The 16,620-nt window shown below is 36.1% G+C and carries 17 protein-coding genes; 10 read left to right on the forward strand and 7 right to left on the reverse strand.

Annotated features, from left to right (window positions below; all coding sequences use genetic code 11):
• The first annotated feature begins 159 nt into the window (after positions 1 to 159).
• The 5 genes from gpmI to CQ022_RS01920 all read left to right on the forward strand — a co-directional run bounded on the left by gpmI (position 160) and on the right by CQ022_RS01920 (position 5,022).
• Entirely contained in the window at positions 160 to 1,701 is a 1,542-nt protein-coding gene (gpmI, locus tag CQ022_RS01900; protein WP_105682612.1) for a 2,3-bisphosphoglycerate-independent phosphoglycerate mutase, read from the forward strand.
• 150 nt (positions 1,702 to 1,851) lie between these two features.
• Positions 1,852 to 2,829 (forward strand): acyl-ACP desaturase, encoded by a 978-nt coding sequence (locus tag CQ022_RS01905; protein WP_034696739.1) that lies wholly within the window; start codon positions 1,852 to 1,854, stop codon positions 2,827 to 2,829.
• A 99-nt stretch (positions 2,830 to 2,928) separates the two neighbouring features.
• Complete coding sequence (locus CQ022_RS01910; RefSeq protein ID WP_105682611.1) at positions 2,929 to 3,360, forward strand: BT0820 family HAD-type phosphatase; 432 nt, start codon at positions 2,929 to 2,931, stop codon at positions 3,358 to 3,360.
• An 85-nt stretch (positions 3,361 to 3,445) separates the two neighbouring features.
• On the forward strand, positions 3,446 to 4,255 hold the full coding sequence (gene map / locus CQ022_RS01915) for a type I methionyl aminopeptidase (protein WP_105682610.1): 810 nt from the start codon (positions 3,446 to 3,448) through the stop codon (positions 4,253 to 4,255).
• The gene (locus tag CQ022_RS01920; RefSeq protein ID WP_105682609.1) at positions 4,255 to 5,022 is read left to right on the forward strand and encodes a class I SAM-dependent methyltransferase; all 768 of its coding nucleotides are present in this window, start codon (positions 4,255 to 4,257) and stop codon (positions 5,020 to 5,022) included. Before map ends, CQ022_RS01920 begins: the two co-directional genes overlap by 1 nt.
• 54 nt (positions 5,023 to 5,076) lie before the next feature.
• Here the strand turns inward: CQ022_RS01920 and CQ022_RS01925 are convergent, their stop codons facing one another.
• From CQ022_RS01925 to CQ022_RS01935, 3 genes are all read right to left on the reverse strand, one after another.
• The gene (locus CQ022_RS01925; RefSeq protein WP_105682608.1) at positions 5,077 to 5,787 is read right to left on the reverse strand and encodes a T9SS type A sorting domain-containing protein; all 711 of its coding nucleotides are present in this window, start codon (positions 5,785 to 5,787) and stop codon (positions 5,077 to 5,079) included.
• Between the two features lie 138 nt (positions 5,788 to 5,925).
• Complete coding sequence (locus CQ022_RS01930; RefSeq protein ID WP_045496196.1) at positions 5,926 to 6,258, reverse strand: DMT family transporter; 333 nt, start codon at positions 6,256 to 6,258, stop codon at positions 5,926 to 5,928.
• Positions 6,259 to 6,498: 240 nt separating this feature from the next.
• Positions 6,499 to 7,062, reverse strand: coding sequence for a Crp/Fnr family transcriptional regulator (locus CQ022_RS01935; RefSeq protein WP_105682607.1), 564 nt, complete (start codon positions 7,060 to 7,062; stop codon positions 6,499 to 6,501).
• 226 nt (positions 7,063 to 7,288) lie between these two features.
• Between CQ022_RS01935 and era the strand changes: the two genes are divergently transcribed.
• Both era and CQ022_RS01945 read left to right on the forward strand, forming a co-directional pair.
• Complete coding sequence (gene era / locus CQ022_RS01940; RefSeq protein ID WP_047384549.1) at positions 7,289 to 8,164, forward strand: GTPase Era; 876 nt, start codon at positions 7,289 to 7,291, stop codon at positions 8,162 to 8,164.
• 66 nt (positions 8,165 to 8,230) lie between these two features.
• Complete coding sequence (locus CQ022_RS01945; RefSeq protein WP_105682606.1) at positions 8,231 to 8,659, forward strand: DoxX family protein; 429 nt, start codon at positions 8,231 to 8,233, stop codon at positions 8,657 to 8,659.
• 65 nt (positions 8,660 to 8,724) lie between these two features.
• Here CQ022_RS01945 and CQ022_RS22860 read toward each other — a convergent pair whose 3' ends face one another.
• Entirely contained in the window at positions 8,725 to 8,874 is a 150-nt protein-coding gene (locus CQ022_RS22860; RefSeq protein ID WP_165791652.1) for a hypothetical protein, read from the reverse strand.
• Between the two features lie 117 nt (positions 8,875 to 8,991).
• Here CQ022_RS22860 and CQ022_RS01950 point away from each other — a divergent pair, with 117 nt between their 5' ends.
• A complete protein-coding gene (locus CQ022_RS01950; protein WP_105682605.1) occupies positions 8,992 to 11,394 on the forward strand; it encodes an alpha/beta hydrolase family protein in 2,403 nt (800 codons plus the stop codon).
• A 170-nt stretch (positions 11,395 to 11,564) separates the two neighbouring features.
• Here the strand turns inward: CQ022_RS01950 and CQ022_RS01955 are convergent, their stop codons facing one another.
• Positions 11,565 to 12,254, reverse strand: a complete 690-nt coding sequence (locus CQ022_RS01955) for an HAD family hydrolase (protein ID WP_105682604.1) — start codon at positions 12,252 to 12,254, stop codon at positions 11,565 to 11,567.
• Between the two features lie 76 nt (positions 12,255 to 12,330).
• On the opposite strand from CQ022_RS01955, the gene CQ022_RS01960 reads away from it, so the two are divergent.
• Together CQ022_RS01960 and CQ022_RS01965 are read left to right on the forward strand one after the other, a co-directional pair.
• Entirely contained in the window at positions 12,331 to 12,894 is a 564-nt protein-coding gene (locus CQ022_RS01960) for a Crp/Fnr family transcriptional regulator (protein ID WP_105682603.1), read from the forward strand.
• A gap of 491 nt (positions 12,895 to 13,385) precedes the next feature.
• Positions 13,386 to 13,889 carry a GNAT family N-acetyltransferase gene (locus tag CQ022_RS01965; RefSeq protein WP_105682602.1) on the forward strand — a complete coding sequence of 168 codons (504 nt, stop codon included), beginning with the start codon at positions 13,386 to 13,388 and terminating at the stop codon, positions 13,887 to 13,889.
• Positions 13,890 to 13,973: 84 nt separating this feature from the next.
• Here the strand turns inward: CQ022_RS01965 and CQ022_RS01970 are convergent, their stop codons facing one another.
• Positions 13,974 to 15,335, reverse strand: a complete 1,362-nt coding sequence (locus tag CQ022_RS01970; protein ID WP_105682601.1) for an MATE family efflux transporter — start codon at positions 15,333 to 15,335, stop codon at positions 13,974 to 13,976.
• A gap of 100 nt (positions 15,336 to 15,435) precedes the next feature.
• Entirely contained in the window at positions 15,436 to 16,620 is a 1,185-nt protein-coding gene (locus CQ022_RS01975; protein WP_105682600.1) for a sigma-54-dependent transcriptional regulator, read from the reverse strand.

The following is a 16,620-nucleotide window of genomic DNA, read 5'->3' on the forward strand; positions in this document are numbered from 1 at the left end:
ACGGAAATAATCAACGAAATTTCAACTTTTCAACCTTTTCAAGGTTCAAAACCTTGACACGGTTAGATGACTTATCATCATCAGTCCATAAAATTCGAGTCTTCAAATTCTTCTATTCATAGGAAATTAGGTAAATTTGTCTCACAAAAGTTTTACAAAATGTCAAAAAAAGCAATACTGGCCATTCTTGACGGATGGGGATTGGGAACAAACCCTGACGTTTCTGCAATAGATAAAGCAAATACTCCATTCATAGACAGCTGTTACCAAAAATTTCCACATACTACGCTTGAAGCAAGTGGGTTGGCTGTTGGTCTGCCTGCCGGACAGATGGGAAATTCTGAAGTAGGACACATGAACCTGGGAGCCGGAAGAGTAGTTTACCAAAATCTGGTGAAACTGAACATGGCAGTGGAAAACGGAACACTGGGTCAGGAAAAAGTGATTCAGGATGCTTTTGAATATGCCAAAAGAGAAAATAAAAAAATACACTTTATCGGATTGGTTTCCAATGGAGGAGTACACTCACATATCAATCACTTAAAAGGATTACTGACGGCTGCAAAAGAATTTGGATTGAATGAAAACGTTTTTGTTCATGCATTTACCGATGGTAGAGACTGTGATCCACACTCTGGATTTGGATTTATCGATGAGCTTCAAAAACATATGGATGCCACTACAGGAAAGCTGGCAACAGTGGTAGGAAGATATTACGCCATGGACAGAGATAAAAGATGGGAGCGTGTAAAACTGGCTTATGATGCCCTTGTAGAAGGAGTAGGAGAGCCCACAACAGATGCATTGGCAGCTATTAAAGCTTCGTATGATAATAATATTACCGATGAATTCCTGAAGCCAATCATTCTAATGAACACTACTGCTACAGGAAATGTAGTGCCAGTAGCAAAAATCATTGATAATGATGTGGTGATCTGTTTCAACTTCCGTACAGACAGAGGGAGAGAAATTACTGAGGTGCTTTCCCAGAAGGATTTCCCGGAATATGATATGAAAAAGCTAAACCTTTATTATATCACATTAACGAATTATGATAAAACATTCCAGAATGTACAGGTTGTTTTTGATGAAAACGTATTAACGGAAACTATGGGTGAAATTCTTGAGAAAAATGGAAAAACCCAGATCAGAATCGCAGAAACTGAGAAATATCCGCACGTTACTTTCTTTTTCTCAGGAGGAAGAGAGGAAGAGTTTAAAGGCGAAAGAAGATTATTGTGCCCAAGCCCGAAAGACGTTCCTACTTACGATCTGAAACCGGAAATGTCAGCATATGATATTACCAATGCCATCGTGCCGGAACTGGAACAGGGAACAGCTGATTTTGTTTGTTTAAATTTTGCCAATACAGACATGGTAGGACATACAGGTGTTTTTGAAGCAGCTGTAAAAGCCGCTGAGGTGGTAGATCAGTGTATCGAAAAAGTAGCTACCGCTGCTTATGAAAACGGATATGCTGTTTTTATTCTTGCAGACCATGGAAACTCTGATGTAATGATGAATCCGGACGGAACTCCTAATACCCAGCATTCTACAAACCTGGTTCCTTTTATCGTTATGGATAAAGACCAAACCTGGAACTTAAAACCTGGAAAACTGGGAGATGTGGCACCTACCATTCTTAAAGTAATGGGGGTTGAAATACCAGATGCAATGACAGGAGATGTTTTGGTTAATTAATATTCAATAATATCATAGAAAAAATGCCGTTATACCTTTATAGCGGCATTTTTTTTATGATTTATGTCAGATAAGGTATGACTTGCATACTTTATTATGCGCTAAATAATAAATAAATCATATCTTTGTAAATTAAAACTGAATAGTAAAATGTATCAAAAGCTTGTTAGGAAAGAAGTAATGGGATTATTGGAAAAGGAAGTAGGTTCTTTTCTTGATAAATTTTTAACGCCAATTGAAAAAATCTGGCAGCCTTCCGATTATTTACCAGATCCTTCAAGCGATGAATTTAAACACGACTTAGAAGAAATTCAGACTTTTGCCCGTGAAATGCCTTATGACCTTTTTGTAACACTGATTGGAGACTGTATCACAGAGGAAGCTCTTCCTTCGTATGAGTCTTGGTTGATGGGCGTTGACGGAATCAATCAGGAAGAAAAAGTAGGCTGGGCCAACTGGGTAAGAGCATGGACTGCTGAGGAAAACAGACATGGAGATTTATTAAACAAATATCTTTATCTGTGTGGAAGAGTAAATATGAGAGAGGTTGAGATCACTACTCAATATCTTATCAATGACGGATTTGATTTGGGAACAAGTATGGACCCATACAGAAACTTCATTTATACAAGTTTCCAGGAGACAGCTACCAATATCTCTCACAGAAGAGTAGGTACATTGGCTAAACAATCCGGAAACGGGAAATTGGCAAAAATGTGTGGTGTAATTGCAGCAGATGAAGCAAGACACGCTAAAGCATACAAACATTTCGTAGCAAAAATCCTTGAAGTAGACCCTTCAGAAATGATCCTTGCATTCGAAGATATGATGCGTAAGAAAATTGTAATGCCTGCTCACTTAATGAGACAGTCCGGACAAAAAGCTGGTGAACTTTGGGGACATTTCTCAGATGCAGCACAAAGATGTATGGTGTACACAGGTCAGGATTATATCAATATTATGAAGGACCTTTTAGATGAATGGAAAATCGAGCATGTAAAAGGACTTACAGAAAAAGCGGAAAAAGCTCAGGAATATCTGATGAAACTTCCTGCAAGACTTCAGAAGATCACAGACCGAGTTTCTACTCCGGATCTTCAGTTCCAGTTTAGCTGGGTGAAAAGCTAATAAGATCTATATTATTATTTAAAATATAAAAGTAATTGAGTGCCTTTCTTTTGGGCACTCTTTTTATTTCTTATCTTTGCAAAGCTAAAAAAAGACAAAATGTTAAATAATAAAAAGATCGCTGTTGACTTTGACGGGACTATTGTTGATGATGCTTACCCGGCCATTGGAAAACCGAAAACTTTTGCATTCGAAACTTTGAAGAGACTTCAGGCTGAAGGATTCAGATTGATACTTTGGACATACAGACACGGAAAAACTTTAGATGAAGCTGTAGAATTCTGTAAAAAAAACGGAATAGAATTTTATTCTGTGAATTCAAGCTTCGAAGGAGAAGTTTTTGATCCTGAAAATCAGTCCAGAAAATTAGATGCAGACTGGTTTATTGATGACAGAAATTTAGGAGGATTTCCAGGATGGGGTGAGATCTACAATATTATTCAGGAAAGAATAGAATTCCGTGTAGAAGGAAAAGAAGTCCTTGCTTATTCAAAACTTAAAAAAGAAAAGAAAAAAGGCCTTTTCTGGTAAGATATAATATAACAATTTAACGGTGTACCAATTTATCAATCAATATTGTTACACTGATACATTAATACATTGGTAAATTAATACAATGATTCAATTAAAAACGATAGACGAATTACGTCTCATGAAGGAGAGTGCCCGATTGGTTTCTAAAACATTGGGAATGTTGGCAAAAGAAATTAAACCAGGGATTACTACTTTATATTTAGATAAACTGGCTCATGATTTTATTAAAGATCACGGTGCTGAACCTGCATTCTTAGGGTATGGAGGATTTCCAAATTCTCTTTGCATCTCTCCGAATGAGCAGGTAGTTCATGGTTTTCCTAACAACGACATAGTGAAAGAAGGAGATGTTCTTTCTGTTGACTGTGGAGTGATCCTTAATGGTTTCGTAGGAGATCATGCCTATACTTTTGAAATCGGGGAAGTGAAACCTGAGGTTAAAAAATTACTACAGGTTACCAAAGAATCTTTATACAAAGGAATTGAGCAGGTTGTCAGAGGAAAGAGAATAGGAGATATCTCCCATGCAATCCAGGCACATTGTGAAAAAGAAGGATATGGAGTGGTAAGAGAGCTTGTAGGACACGGATTGGGAAGAAAAATGCACGAAGATCCACAGGTTCCTAACTACGGAAGACAAGGAAGCGGAAAAGTAATTAAAGACGGTTTGGCAATTGCTATCGAGCCAATGGTGAATATGGGTACTGAAAAAGTAAAGTTCCATAATGACGGTTGGACAGTAACTACTTTAGATAATTTGCCATCTGCTCACTTCGAACATGATGTAGCAGTAATCAATGGTAAGCCGGTATTGCTTTCCACATTTGATTATGTATACGAAGCTTTAGGGATTGTAAGTGATGAAGAGAAGCAGTTCCAACTGGATTTTTAATGAAAAAGGTAACTAAGCTTTTACTGAATAAAATTCCACGTCCGATGCTTATTAAAATGAGCATCTGGGCAAGACCGCTTATTTATCAGTTTTTCAAAGGAGATCAGTTTTTTGATCCTATTGATGGAAGATCTTACAGGAAATTCCTTCCCTATGGATATGGAAAACAAAGAGAAAATGCTCTTTCGCCAGGAACTTTAAGCTTGGAGAGACACCGTCAGATGTGGCTGTATCTTCAGAATGAAACTGATTTTTTCATTAAAAATTATAAAGTACTGCATATCGCTCCCGAACAGGAATTCTTAAGAAAATTCAAGAGAATGAGTAACCTGAATTATATTTCGGCAGACTTATATTCTCCCATTGTAGATGTGAAAGCAGATATCCTGGATTTACCTTTTGAAAATGAAAGCTTTGATATTGTTTTCTGTAACCATGTTCTGGAACATATTGAAGACGATGCAAAAGCAATGAGCGAGCTCTACAGAGTAATGAAACCCGGTGGATGGGGAATTCTTCAGGTTCCGATGAAAAATTCATTGGAGAAAACCTATGAAGATTTTACCATTAAAGATCCAAAAGAACGTCAGAAACACTTCGGTCAGTATGATCACGTTCGTTGGTACGGAATGGATTATTTTGACCGCCTGAGAAAAGCAGGCTTTGAAATAGAACCGAATTTTTATTCCCAGAAATTCTCTGAAGAAGAAATTAAAAAATACGGACTAAGGCATAATGAAATTTTACCTGTAGTCTATAAAAAATAAAATAAAACCCGTTTCAACATTGAAGCGGGTTTTTATATGATGAAATGTCCTCTTTTATTCTTTGACAAAAGGATAGGACTTGTAATTTTCTATCTTTATTATGTACTGCCCTTTCTGCAGGCTGCTTGTATCAATCGAGGTTTTGTTGCTATTGGTTGTAGTTTCAAATACCAGTTTCCCTGATAAATCGTAGATCTTAAGAGGAAGGTTTCTCTCAATGTTTTCAAGATGTAAAACCTCTTTTACAGGGTTTGGATACGCTTTAAAGGTTTTCGCGGTTGCTTGAGCTTCTTTAGTGCTCAGTTGTGGAGTATTGTTATAGTATACTTTGTTTCCTGAAGGATCTGTGATCGTAAGTGTTTTAATATTGCCATTGTTTGTGATCTGATAGCTGTATATAGATCCATAAGCTCCTAAAACATACGCGTCACAGTTTTTCTGATCGTAGGCACGAACAGGTGCAGCATTTCCTCCGTTATAAAACAAAAGAGTACATGCACTTGCTGTTTTGATGAGATTATTACCTCCGGGTATGACCCCGAAACTCATCATAGAGGTGTTATAATACCTGGAATTAATCACATAGCTTGTTCCTCCCGCAGAATTAAAGGTAGTTGCGGGAACTCCATTGTCAATCACAGGAGTATTGGTTGTTTGGCCGCCACTGGTCACCATTTTAGAAATATACCAGTTGTTGGAAAGTAATTCGGAGGTTTGCTGGGCAGTTAATAGACTGCTTGCTAAAAGGAGTAAAATTTTTTTCATAGGTTAAAGTTTCCCACAAATATAAAAGATTTTCGTCCTTCTTAATTCCATTAGATTAAATAAAAATAGAAATGAAAAAACCGCCTTCAATACGAAGACGGTTCCATTTTTAAATATAGATAGAAGTTTATGCGCTTTTTAATGGGATGAAGAGACTGCCTTTAATCCTACCACAGAACCAATAAGGGTTACAATAAAGAAAACTCTCCAAAAGCTTACAGGATCCTTAAAGAAAATAATTCCCATTAAGGCAGTTCCTACTGCTCCGATTCCTGTCCATACCGCATAAGCCGTACCGATAGGCAAGGTTTGAGTCGCTTTAATTAGCAAAAGCATGCTGATTGTCATCGTGATCAGGAAACCGGTATACCACAGGTACATTTCGGTTCCTGATGTTTCTTTTGCCTTTCCCAGGCATGATGCAAAGGCAACTTCAAATAATCCTGCAATAACTAATATGATCCAATTCATTTCTTAAATTTTTCTCCAGCAAATTTCAGCATTTAACGGGAGAAAAAATTTTACAATTGTTAAAAAATGAAGATGGTTTTTAAGAAAGAAAGATGGAAGCTTGAGGAAAAAAGTGGTTATATCAATAGGAGCGGACTTTAGTCCGCTTTCAAAAGAAAATAATCATTCCTTTGGCTTTAGCCAAAACATAAACTAGGGATCACAGAATTTTTAAATTTTTCAATCCTTAAATTTTTAAATTTACTTGATTTCCGCCCGTATCCTGCTTAAACTCACCTGCGTAATCCCAAGATAAGACGCAATATAACCGAGCTGAACTCTTTTAAGCAAGTCCGGCTGGTAGGTGATGATGTCTTTGTAACGTTCCAGAGAAGTTTTGAACTGTCTGGAAATAATGAGCTCTTCAGATTTTATCATCTCAGCTTCTGCCAGTTTTCTTCCCCAATTAGCAATATGAATATCTTCATTAAAGAGTTTTCTGAGACTTTCTGTTTCCATTCTGTAAAGATCACAGTCTTCCAGTAATTCGATGCTTTCATAGCCGGGTTTGTCTTCTACATAGCTTTTCATGGAAAGAATACATTGTCCTTCACTTCCGAACCAGAAGGTAATATCATTATCAGAAGTTGAAGAATAGGCCCGCGCAATCCCTTTTCTTATAAAATAAAGATAAGGAATCACTTTATCGGCTTCCATCAGACAAAAGCCTTTAGGATGCGAAACTTCAGTGATATGTTCTTTTAAACTGTTTTTTGAGGTTTCAGGAAGAAGGTAAACCTGGTCAAGAATCTGGTCTATATTCATAAAGATGAATTCTAATATTCAAAAATATCAGTTTTAGGTAATGCAATACAAAATAATCCTATGTTTTTTTACAATCTTGTGATGATATGAGCATGGTAGTGGCTTTTAATTTTCTTTTATTACAGCCATTTAAGGCTGTATAACTCTCTTTTTTCTTTTAAATATTGAGATTAACCGTAAAGACCAATTTTGTTTTACTAACTTTGCAGTTCGTAATATTATTTTTATGCACAAAGCTGGATTTGTAAATATAGTTGGAAAGCCCAATGCGGGAAAATCGACCTTGCTCAACCAATTAATGGGTGAGAAATTGGCGATTGTAACGCAGAAAGCTCAGACAACCCGTCACAGAATTTTTGGTATTTATAATGAAGATGATCTTCAGATCGTATTTTCTGATACTCCCGGAGTATTGGATCCAAAATACGGACTGCAGGAAAAAATGATGGATTTTGTAAAGGACTCTCTGCAGGATGCTGATGTATTCCTGTTTATTGTAGATGTTACCGATAAAGCAGAACCTTCAGAATTTTTAATTGATAAATTGAATAAAATTCCTGTACCCGTTCTTCTTTTATTAAATAAAGTAGACCAGACTGATCAGGCAGGTCTTGAAAAATTAGTAGAAGACTGGCACAATAGAATTCCAAAGGCTGAAATTCTGCCTATCTCTGCGTTAAATGCTTTCAATACAGAAGTTATTTTACCAAAAATAAAATCTTTACTTCCTGAAAACCCACCTTACTACGATAAAGATCAGTACACGGATAAACCTGAAAGATTTTTTGTAAACGAGGCAATTCGTGAGAAAATCCTTCTGAATTATGATAAAGAAATTCCATACTCTGTGGAAGTTGTGACTGAACAGTTCAAGGAAAAAGAAGGGATTATCTTTATAGACTCTATTATTTATGTAGAAAGAGATACTCAAAAGGGAATTATTATCGGGCACAAAGGTGAAGCCATCAAAAAAGTAGGAACTGAAGCACGATTGGATCTTGAGAAATTCTTTACCAAAAAAATTCATTTAAACTTATTTGTAAAAGTGAAAAAAGATTGGAGAAAGAACGACAGAGACCTTAAAAATTTCGGTTACCGATAAACTAAAACAGCCGGAATCCCGTTGTATTAAAAGATTTTTATTACCTTAGTATAAATTTTTTAGTAAATGAACTATAATAATTCAAATTCAAGCTCAATACTTAAAGATATTATTTTATTAGTTGTGAGAGTGTTTGTAGGTTTTGCAATGCTTTCTCATGGTTTTCCAAAGCTTCAGATGCTGTTGGCAGGAGGTAAAATCGAGTTTTTCGATTTTATGGGTCTTGGTCCTCAGATATCACTGATTCTTACTGTTTTTGCTGAATTTGTGTGTTCAATACTCCTTATATTAGGACTTTTCACAAGAGTTTCTTTAGGATTTCTGATCTTTACAATGATCATTGCCGGCTTTGTTGTACATGGAGCAGATCCTTTTGAAAAAAGAGAAATGAGCCTTATTTATCTTTCTGTTTATCTTTTGCTTATCGTGATCGGGGCTGGAAAAGTTTCGGTAGACCATATGATTGAAAGAAGAAAAAGAGCTTCAGACTGGTAATTTTACAATAAGAACAATACAATATAAAAGAAAGGCACTTCAAAAAATGAAGTGCCTTTCTTTTATTAATAATTACAGTTAGGTAAGCATTCCCAGATCAGATTTCCCTTTTCGTCTCTTACTCTGCAAGCCATATATCCCGGATCACATAAGGGAGCGCTTCCTCCCATAACGGTCTTTAGATTTTTCTTCGTTAATTTTCTTAAATTTTTCATATTATTTTAATTTGTAAGATAAATGTAATAAAAAAATAAATATGACACCAAAAAGAGTCTTATTTTTTAATGTTAAAATTCTTTTAAATTCACTACATTCGTAAAAAATGAATTTATATGAAGATAAAACTGACTATTTGCCTTTTGGCATTTCTCAATTTTTATGATGCACAGGAAAATATTACGTATCAGAAACCTTCTGCTGAGATTTTAAAACTGGCAGATTATCAAAGACCTCCAAGTGTTCTGATGAACAGCAAAAAAGACTGGGTGGTTTTTACGTACCGTCCAACATATAAAACACTCGAAGATCTCAGTCAGAATGAAATGAAGCTTGGTGGACTTAGAATCAATCCGGTTACTAATATTTCAAGCAGCATTACTTATTCTAATGATTTGAAGATCAGAAAAATCAACGATAAAAATGAAATTCAGGTAAAAAACCTGCCTTCCAATCCAAAAATTGGCTATGTTTCATTTTCTCCGGATGAAAAGAAACTGGCTTTTACCAATACTACCAATAAAGGAGTAGAGCTTTGGATCGTAGATATGGAAACGGCTTCTGCCAATAAAATTACAGCAGATAATCTGAATGCCAATTTAGGAATGCCTTATGTGTGGTATAATGATTCTCAAAGCTTATTGATCAGAGCAATTCCACAAAACAGACCTGCGCTTATCGATGCAAGCAAAGATCTTCCTACAGGACCTATTGTTTCAACAGCAGATGGTAAAGTTTCCCAGAACAGAACCTATCAGGATCTTTTGAAAAATCCTCAGGATGAAAAAAACTTTGAAACCCTTACGGCTTCTGAAATTTATAATGTAGATCTTACAGGTAATCTTAAGAAATTGAAAGACCAGAATATGTATGCCGGATTAAGTTTTTCTCCGGACGGAAATTATCTGATGGCTACACTGATCAAAAAACCATTTTCCTATATCGTTCCACTTAACCGATTTCCATCCACAACAGTAGTGTATGACATGAAAGGAAATACGGTAAAAACAGTAAATGATGTTCCTTTGAATGAAATCATGCCGAAAGGATTCTCATCGGTAAGAACCGGAAAAAGAGATATGGCCTGGAGAAGTGATGCGCCTGCAACTCTTACTTATGCCGAAGCTTTAGATGGAGGAGACCAGTCTAAAACCGCAGAGTACAGAGACGAGGTATTTACATGGGAAGCTCCATTTACAGCAGCTCCTAAATCTTTCTTCAAAACAAAACAAAGATATGATGATGTAGTTTGGACTAATGATCATTATGCTATTGTTTCTGAAGGCTGGTATGATACCAGAAATACAAAATCTTACCTGGTAGATATTAATAACGGAGAATCTAAAGTTTTCGATGATAGAAATTATCAGGATGTTTACAGTGATCCGGGAAATTTTAATACAACAAAAAATCAGTACGGAAGATATGTTATCGATATGAAAGGAGGAAAAGCCTACCTGATTGGAGCTGGATTCACCAAAGACGGACAGCATCCTTTTATCGATGAAATGGATGTGAAATCCCTGAAAAAGAAAAGACTTTACACTTCGAATATAAAGAATGGTAAAGAAGAAATTATTGATATTCTTAATGCTTCAAAAGGTGAAATTCTTACCATTCAACAGTCGCCGAGCATTTATCCTAATTACTTCAAAAAGAATATTAAATCTAATAAAGCAGAAGCTGTAACCACCTTTGCAAACCCTTTTGAAAGTATTAAAGACGTTTACAAAGAAGTGATTACGTACAAGAGAAATGATGGTGTTACCTTAACCGGAACCCTTTATCTTCCTGCTAATTACGACAGAAAAGCGAAGAAAGAAAAGCTTCCATTGCTAATTTGGGCTTATCCTACAGAGTATAAAGATAAAAATACAGCAGGGCAGAACACTCAAAACCCGAACGATTTTACATTCCCATACTACGGATCTTTTGTATACTGGACAACAAAAGGGTACGCTGTTCTTGATGATGCTGCTTTCCCGATTATTGGTGAAGGAAAAACAGAGCCTAATGATACTTTTATTCCACAGTTGGTAGCCAATGCTGCTGCTGCCATTGATGCCGTTGATCATCTGGGATATATCGACAAAAAGAAAGTAGCCGTAGGCGGGCATTCTTATGGTGCATTTATGACTGCAAACCTTTTGACACATTCTAACCTTTTTGCATGCGGAATTGCTAGAAGTGGTGCTTACAACAGAACGTTGACGCCATTCGGATTCCAGAGCGAGCAGAGAAACTATTGGGATGTTCCTGAGATTTACAATACAATGTCTCCATTCATGCATGCAGACAAAATGAAAACACCTCTTCTTCTGATTCATGGTGATGCGGATAACAATCCGGGAACATTTACTTTGCAGACTGAAAGATACTTCCAGGCATTGAAAAACCTTGGAGCTCCGGTAAAAATGGTTCTTCTTCCAAAAGAAGCCCACGGATACCAGGCTAAAGAAAATATCTTACATCTTTTATGGGAGCAGGATCAGTTCCTTGAAAAATGTTTGAAGAAATAAATAACAAAAGAGACTGCTTGTAATAAGCAGTCTCTTTTTTTGATTAAAAAATATAATAAGGAAGTTAGAGGCATAAAAACTACATAAAATAAATCACTCAAGTATTTCTTTTAAAGCGAAGCTCATCTTAATCATCTTATCCTCTTCATAAAACTTAATGGTTTAAAAAATTAAAGCAACTTCAAAATCTCATCAACACTCTTAAGTTCCATAAAATTGGGATGTTCCAGGTTAACTTCATGCTGTTCATGAGTCCAGGTGACATGATAAGGAATATGGGCGGCAGAACCTCCAATTTCCAGCACCGGTAAAATATCTGATTTTATAGAATTTCCAAGCATTAAAAGATTTTCAGGTTTACAATCCAGATGCTTCAGAAGTTTTTTGTAATCATTTTCTTTTTTATCACTCATGATTTCAATGTGGTGGAAATAGTCCTGTAACCCTGAATTTTTCAATTTACGCTCCTGATCCAGAAGATCTCCCTTCGTCGCGACAACCAGTTGGTATTTTCCCTTTAAGCTTTCAAGGGTTTCCGTAACGCCATCCAACAATTCAATAGGTTTCTGAAGAAGATCCTGACCCAGCTGAATCGCTTTATTCACTAACTCTAATGACGCGGTATTATTGGAAACTCTGCCAATAGTTTCAATCATGCAAAGCATAAATCCTTTTACTCCATAGCCATATAAATGAAGGTTCTGCATTTCCGTTTTAAACAGTTCCTGCGACACAGAATGTTGCGGAAGATAATCTTCAAGCAGCATACAGAATTCTTTTTCTGCCTCCTGAAAATAAGGTTCATTGATCCAAAGGGTGTCATCAGCATCAAAGGCAATGGTTGTAATATGATTATTCATTTTTGTTTTGTAATTTTCTGGTGTCAAAATTCAGTATAAAAACTCAATAAACAAAGGACATTTGTCCCGAACACATATGTTACGAACAAATCAGGCATTTCTAAAGTATTTTGAAGAACTTTACATGAAGCAGGAGGGTAGAGAAGAGGTTGTAGTAAAGGATTTCTCCCGGGAAGAAAATATATTGATACAGCATCAGCCACTGTCAAAGGTTATGTTGATTAAAGAAGGTGTTGCCAAATGCTATCTTACTGAAGAAAACGGAAAAGAATATATTGTCGAATTTCTGGGAAATGGGGAAATCCTTGGAGAAGTAGAATTGATGAAGAATATCAGCTGTTTATGTGGAGTAAAAGCCGTATCTGAGGTGACCGTTTATGAAGTCAATGTTTCTTATTTCAAATCTTTGATTAAAAATGATCTCGCTCTTAACCATTTATTATTGGATTCATTTGCGGAAAGAATTATCAATACTTCCAGCCGAGCATCTTATCAACAGCTGTATACGGTAGAACATACTGTAACACAATTACTGAACATGCAGTCAAAGCAAGGCATTCAGATTTCTAAAGAAGATATGGCCGCCTATCTAGGCATTACAGTGAGAAGTTTAAATAGAATCTTAAAGGATTTGAAATGATTTCGTTGACAAGCAAAAAGATGTAAAGATTTTCTCAATGCTCATTTATAATTTTTAAACATCATTCTTTTGTTGGAAAATCGCAAAGACGCAAAGTTTTTTTAATTCTTGTTTGTAATTTTAAGGCGCAAGAAAATCAAAGATTTTCAGCAAACGATGACTATGAATTTTTCTGCAAGTTGCGGAAACTGTGCTCGTCTTTTTTTATTAGAATTTGTTTAATTAAAAGAATCTTCAAGTGATTAAAAAATAACCAGTATTCAATTTTATCGAAGATAAAATCCTTGCGCCTTAAAATATTTGATCTTCCAATTCCATTGCGTCTTTGCGTCTTTCAAAAAAGTTTATTTTTTTTTAACTAATGATATTTTGGTGTGTTTTTAAGGGGTGTTTTGTTTTAGATATTAATATTTAATAATTTAAGTGTGGATTTTGATGGGGTGTTTTGAAAATTTAGTAATTTTGTATTAAAATAAGTGAATCCAATATTCATGAAAAAATTAAAATTCAGAAATGCTGAGCTGGCAGATTTACATAAAATTGTAGCCATATATAATTTAACAGTAGCCTCCAGGATGGTGACTGCAGATATGGAAGAAGTTTCTGTAGAAAGCAAACTAAAATGGTTTGAGGAACACAATCCTCAGACAAGACCACTTTGGGTAGTTGAAGATGAGCAGGATGAAACCGTAGGGTGGGTGAGCTTCAGTTCATTCCATGAAAGAGCGGCATACAATGGAACGGTAGAAGTAAGCATTTATCTGGATGAAACCTGCAGAGGAAAAGGATATGGAAAAACTATTCTTCAGTATTGTATTGATAACGCTGGAAAATTTGGGGTAAAAAACCTTGTAGCTCTTATTTTTCTTCACAATGAACCCAGTTTGAAGTTGTTCAGATACTTCGGCTTTGAAGATTGGGGAAGCCTTCCTAATGTAGCGATTTTGGATGGTGTGGAGAGAAGTCTGAAGATTTTAGGGAAGAGAATAGATTAAATTTAAAGGAATTAATTGTATTCAATAATACAATAGAAAGTATAAAAAAATAGCTGTCTCAAATTTGAAACAGCTATTTTATTTTTATGAATTCTGCTTAATTCTTTTCGCAGACATATTCAGAAATCGTTTCACCAGGAAAACGGCTGATACTGTCAGTCCTAATCCAAGTGCGATCCACATTCCGAATGCTCCCATTTCCAATGTTACACAGAAGAAATATCCCAAAGGAATGGTAATTACCCAATAAGCAATAAAGGTATAGATAGATGGAATTTTCACATCCTGAAGCCCTCTCAGCATTCCTAATGCAGTCACCTGAATTCCGTCAGAAAGTTGGAATAAAGCTGCAATGATCATAAGTTTTGCTGCCAGTGTAATTACTTCCACTTCTTCTTTTTTCGTAAAGAATGTAGGGAGTATATTTCTGCCTAAAATAAATACCAGTCCACAGATACACATGAAAATAAAAGCAATCTTCAGGTTGTTGATTCCTACTTTTCTCAGTTCAACAAAGTTCTGTTCGCCCAGTTTTCTTCCGATCATTACCGTAGAAGCAACACTAAACCCGACGCATAGGTTGAAGGTGAAGGAAGCCATACTTAAAGCAATCTGGTGAGAAGCAATATCATGAGCAGAAATCAGTCCGCAGATAAATGCAGCCCCGGCAAATGCTGTTACTTCAAAGAACATCTGTAAAGCTGTAGGCAATCCAAGCCTTACCATTTTATCAAACATTTGCTTTGAGAAATCCTGAATTTTTAAAGAAAAATCCTTGATATAGCGTCTTGTTCTTTTTTCTTTAAGCAATACAAAATACAGGAAAACCACCATGAAAACTCTGGAAATCAAGGTTGCCAAAGCGGATCCTTGTACACCCATTGCAGGTATTCCCCAAAGTCCTTTGATAAAGACATAGTTTAATGCAATATTGATGATGTTGGCAATAATGGTAGCTTTCGTAACACCAATGGTATAAGACAGTCCTTCAGAAACTTCACGAAGCGTCTGGAATGCCATGAACGGAATCATACTGACCACCATTATACTTAAAAATCCTACGGTATCAGGAATGATCTTGGCAGGTTGTCCCGAGTGATAGAGTAGTGGCATTCCCAACAGTAAAACCACCATAAGGATAATCCCAACAGACATATTGATGATAAAACCATGGCTGAATACGGAATTGATCGTAGCATGATCCTCTTTTGAGTGTGCTTCCGAAACCAATGGCGGGATTGCAAATGAAAAGCCCAGGGCTAATACAAATATGGAGAAAAACACAGCGTTACCCAATGAAACGGATGCCAGTGCATCGGCACCCAAAAGTTTTCCGACAATAATATTATCGAATAAATTTACTGAAACCTGCCCTACCTGGGTAAGCATCACAGGCAGAGCCAAAGTCAGGCATTCTTTTGTATAGTTTTTGTTTAAAAAGTTCATAATATTTTAAGATTCATATAGTTTATAATTAAAATAGGGGCAAAAAAAAATTTGCAGTGGTAACACTGCAAATTTTTATATATGGTAAATAATAACTTTATTATTTCCTTACAAAACTTGCAACGTCACCTTCAGAAACAGTGTTTCCACCAAGAATAATCAATCTTTCCACAACATTCCTTAATTCCCTGATATTTCCAGTCCATGAAAGAGCTTTTAAAGCATCAATAGCTTTATCGTCAAATTTTTTCGCAGAAGTACCATGCTCATCAGCAATCATCCCTGAAAAATGTTCAACCAGCAATTTGATATCCTCTTTTCTTTCATCCAAAGGTGGAACATAAATTTCAATTACAGAAAGTCTGTGGTAAAGGTCTTCTCTGAATTTTCCTTCCTCAATTTCTTTCTGCATATTCTTATTGGTTGCCGCAATTACTCTTACGTCAACTTTGATTTCTTTATCACTTCCCACAGGAGAAACTTTGCTTTCCTGAAGGGCTCTCAATACCTTAGCCTGAGCGATAAGACTCATGTCACCAATCTCGTCAAGGAAGATCGTACCGTTGTTAGCCTGTTCAAATTTTCCCTGCTTATCTTTAATAGCACCTGTAAAAGATCCTTTTACGTGTCCGAAAAGCTCAGACTCAATAAGTTCAGATGGAATAGCCGCACAGTTTACCTCTACCATAGGACCTCTTGCACGCTCACTTTGATTATGAATTGCATGGGCTACCAATTCTTTTCCGGCACCGTTAGGCCCGGTGATTAGAACTCTGGCGTCAGAAACTGCTACTTTTTCGATCATATCCTGAATCTTTTGGAGAGCAGCAGACGTACCAATCATCTGGTATTTTTTACTTACTTTTTTCTTTAAGGTTTTATTTTCAGTCTGAAGATTTTTGTTTTCTTTCTTCAGAGTTTCTTTAACCAATGCATTTTTCACACTTGTAATAAGTCTGTTGATATCAATTGGTTTGGAAATAAAATCGTATGCACCCTCTTTCAAACAGGAAACAGCAGAATCAATATCTGCGTGGCCTGAAATCATGATAAAAGTAGTTTCTGGTTTTAATGCAAGACTTTGCTTCAACAGTTCGGTTCCTGAAAGTTTAGGCATCTTGATATCAGAAATCACCAAAGCGAAATCTTCTTTTTCTACCTGTTTGTAACCTTCAAGGCCGTCTTCGGCGATAACAAATTCATAATCGGTTAGTTCATCCGAAAGAATACTGTGAAGTACTCCCGAGATTGCTTTTTCGTCTTCTACTATAAGGATTTTTTGCAT

The organism is Chryseobacterium culicis, assembly GCF_002979755.1.
In the GTDB taxonomy this organism is placed as follows: Bacteria; Bacteroidota; Bacteroidia; order Flavobacteriales; family Weeksellaceae; genus Chryseobacterium; species Chryseobacterium culicis_A.

Coding starts and splice junctions, on each gene's coding strand:
- CQ022_RS01950 (WP_105682605.1), top strand. CDS start 8,992: ATGAAGATAAAACTGACTATTTGCCTTTTGGCATTTCTCAATTTTTAT.
- CQ022_RS01930 (WP_045496196.1), bottom strand. CDS start 6,258: ATGAATTGGATCATATTAGTTATTGCAGGATTATTTGAAGTTGCCTTT.
- CQ022_RS01965 (WP_105682602.1), top strand. CDS start 13,386: ATGAAAAAATTAAAATTCAGAAATGCTGAGCTGGCAGATTTACATAAA.
- CQ022_RS22860 (WP_165791652.1), bottom strand. CDS start 8,874: ATGAAAAATTTAAGAAAATTAACGAAGAAAAATCTAAAGACCGTTATG.
- CQ022_RS01945 (WP_105682606.1), top strand. CDS start 8,231: ATGAACTATAATAATTCAAATTCAAGCTCAATACTTAAAGATATTATT.
- gpmI (WP_105682612.1), top strand. CDS start 160: ATGTCAAAAAAAGCAATACTGGCCATTCTTGACGGATGGGGATTGGGA.
- CQ022_RS01920 (WP_105682609.1), top strand. CDS start 4,255: ATGAAAAAGGTAACTAAGCTTTTACTGAATAAAATTCCACGTCCGATG.
- map (WP_105682610.1), top strand. CDS start 3,446: ATGATTCAATTAAAAACGATAGACGAATTACGTCTCATGAAGGAGAGT.
- CQ022_RS01910 (WP_105682611.1), top strand. CDS start 2,929: ATGTTAAATAATAAAAAGATCGCTGTTGACTTTGACGGGACTATTGTT.
- era (WP_047384549.1), top strand. CDS start 7,289: ATGCACAAAGCTGGATTTGTAAATATAGTTGGAAAGCCCAATGCGGGA.
- CQ022_RS01905 (WP_034696739.1), top strand. CDS start 1,852: ATGTATCAAAAGCTTGTTAGGAAAGAAGTAATGGGATTATTGGAAAAG.
- CQ022_RS01960 (WP_105682603.1), top strand. CDS start 12,331: ATGTTACGAACAAATCAGGCATTTCTAAAGTATTTTGAAGAACTTTAC.
- CQ022_RS01970 (WP_105682601.1), bottom strand. CDS start 15,335: ATGAACTTTTTAAACAAAAACTATACAAAAGAATGCCTGACTTTGGCT.
- CQ022_RS01925 (WP_105682608.1), bottom strand. CDS start 5,787: ATGAAAAAAATTTTACTCCTTTTAGCAAGCAGTCTATTAACTGCCCAG.
- CQ022_RS01955 (WP_105682604.1), bottom strand. CDS start 12,254: ATGAATAATCATATTACAACCATTGCCTTTGATGCTGATGACACCCTT.
- CQ022_RS01975 (WP_105682600.1), bottom strand. CDS start 16,620: ATGCAAAAAATCCTTATAGTAGAAGACGAAAAAGCAATCTCGGGAGTA.
- CQ022_RS01935 (WP_105682607.1), bottom strand. CDS start 7,062: ATGAATATAGACCAGATTCTTGACCAGGTTTACCTTCTTCCTGAAACC.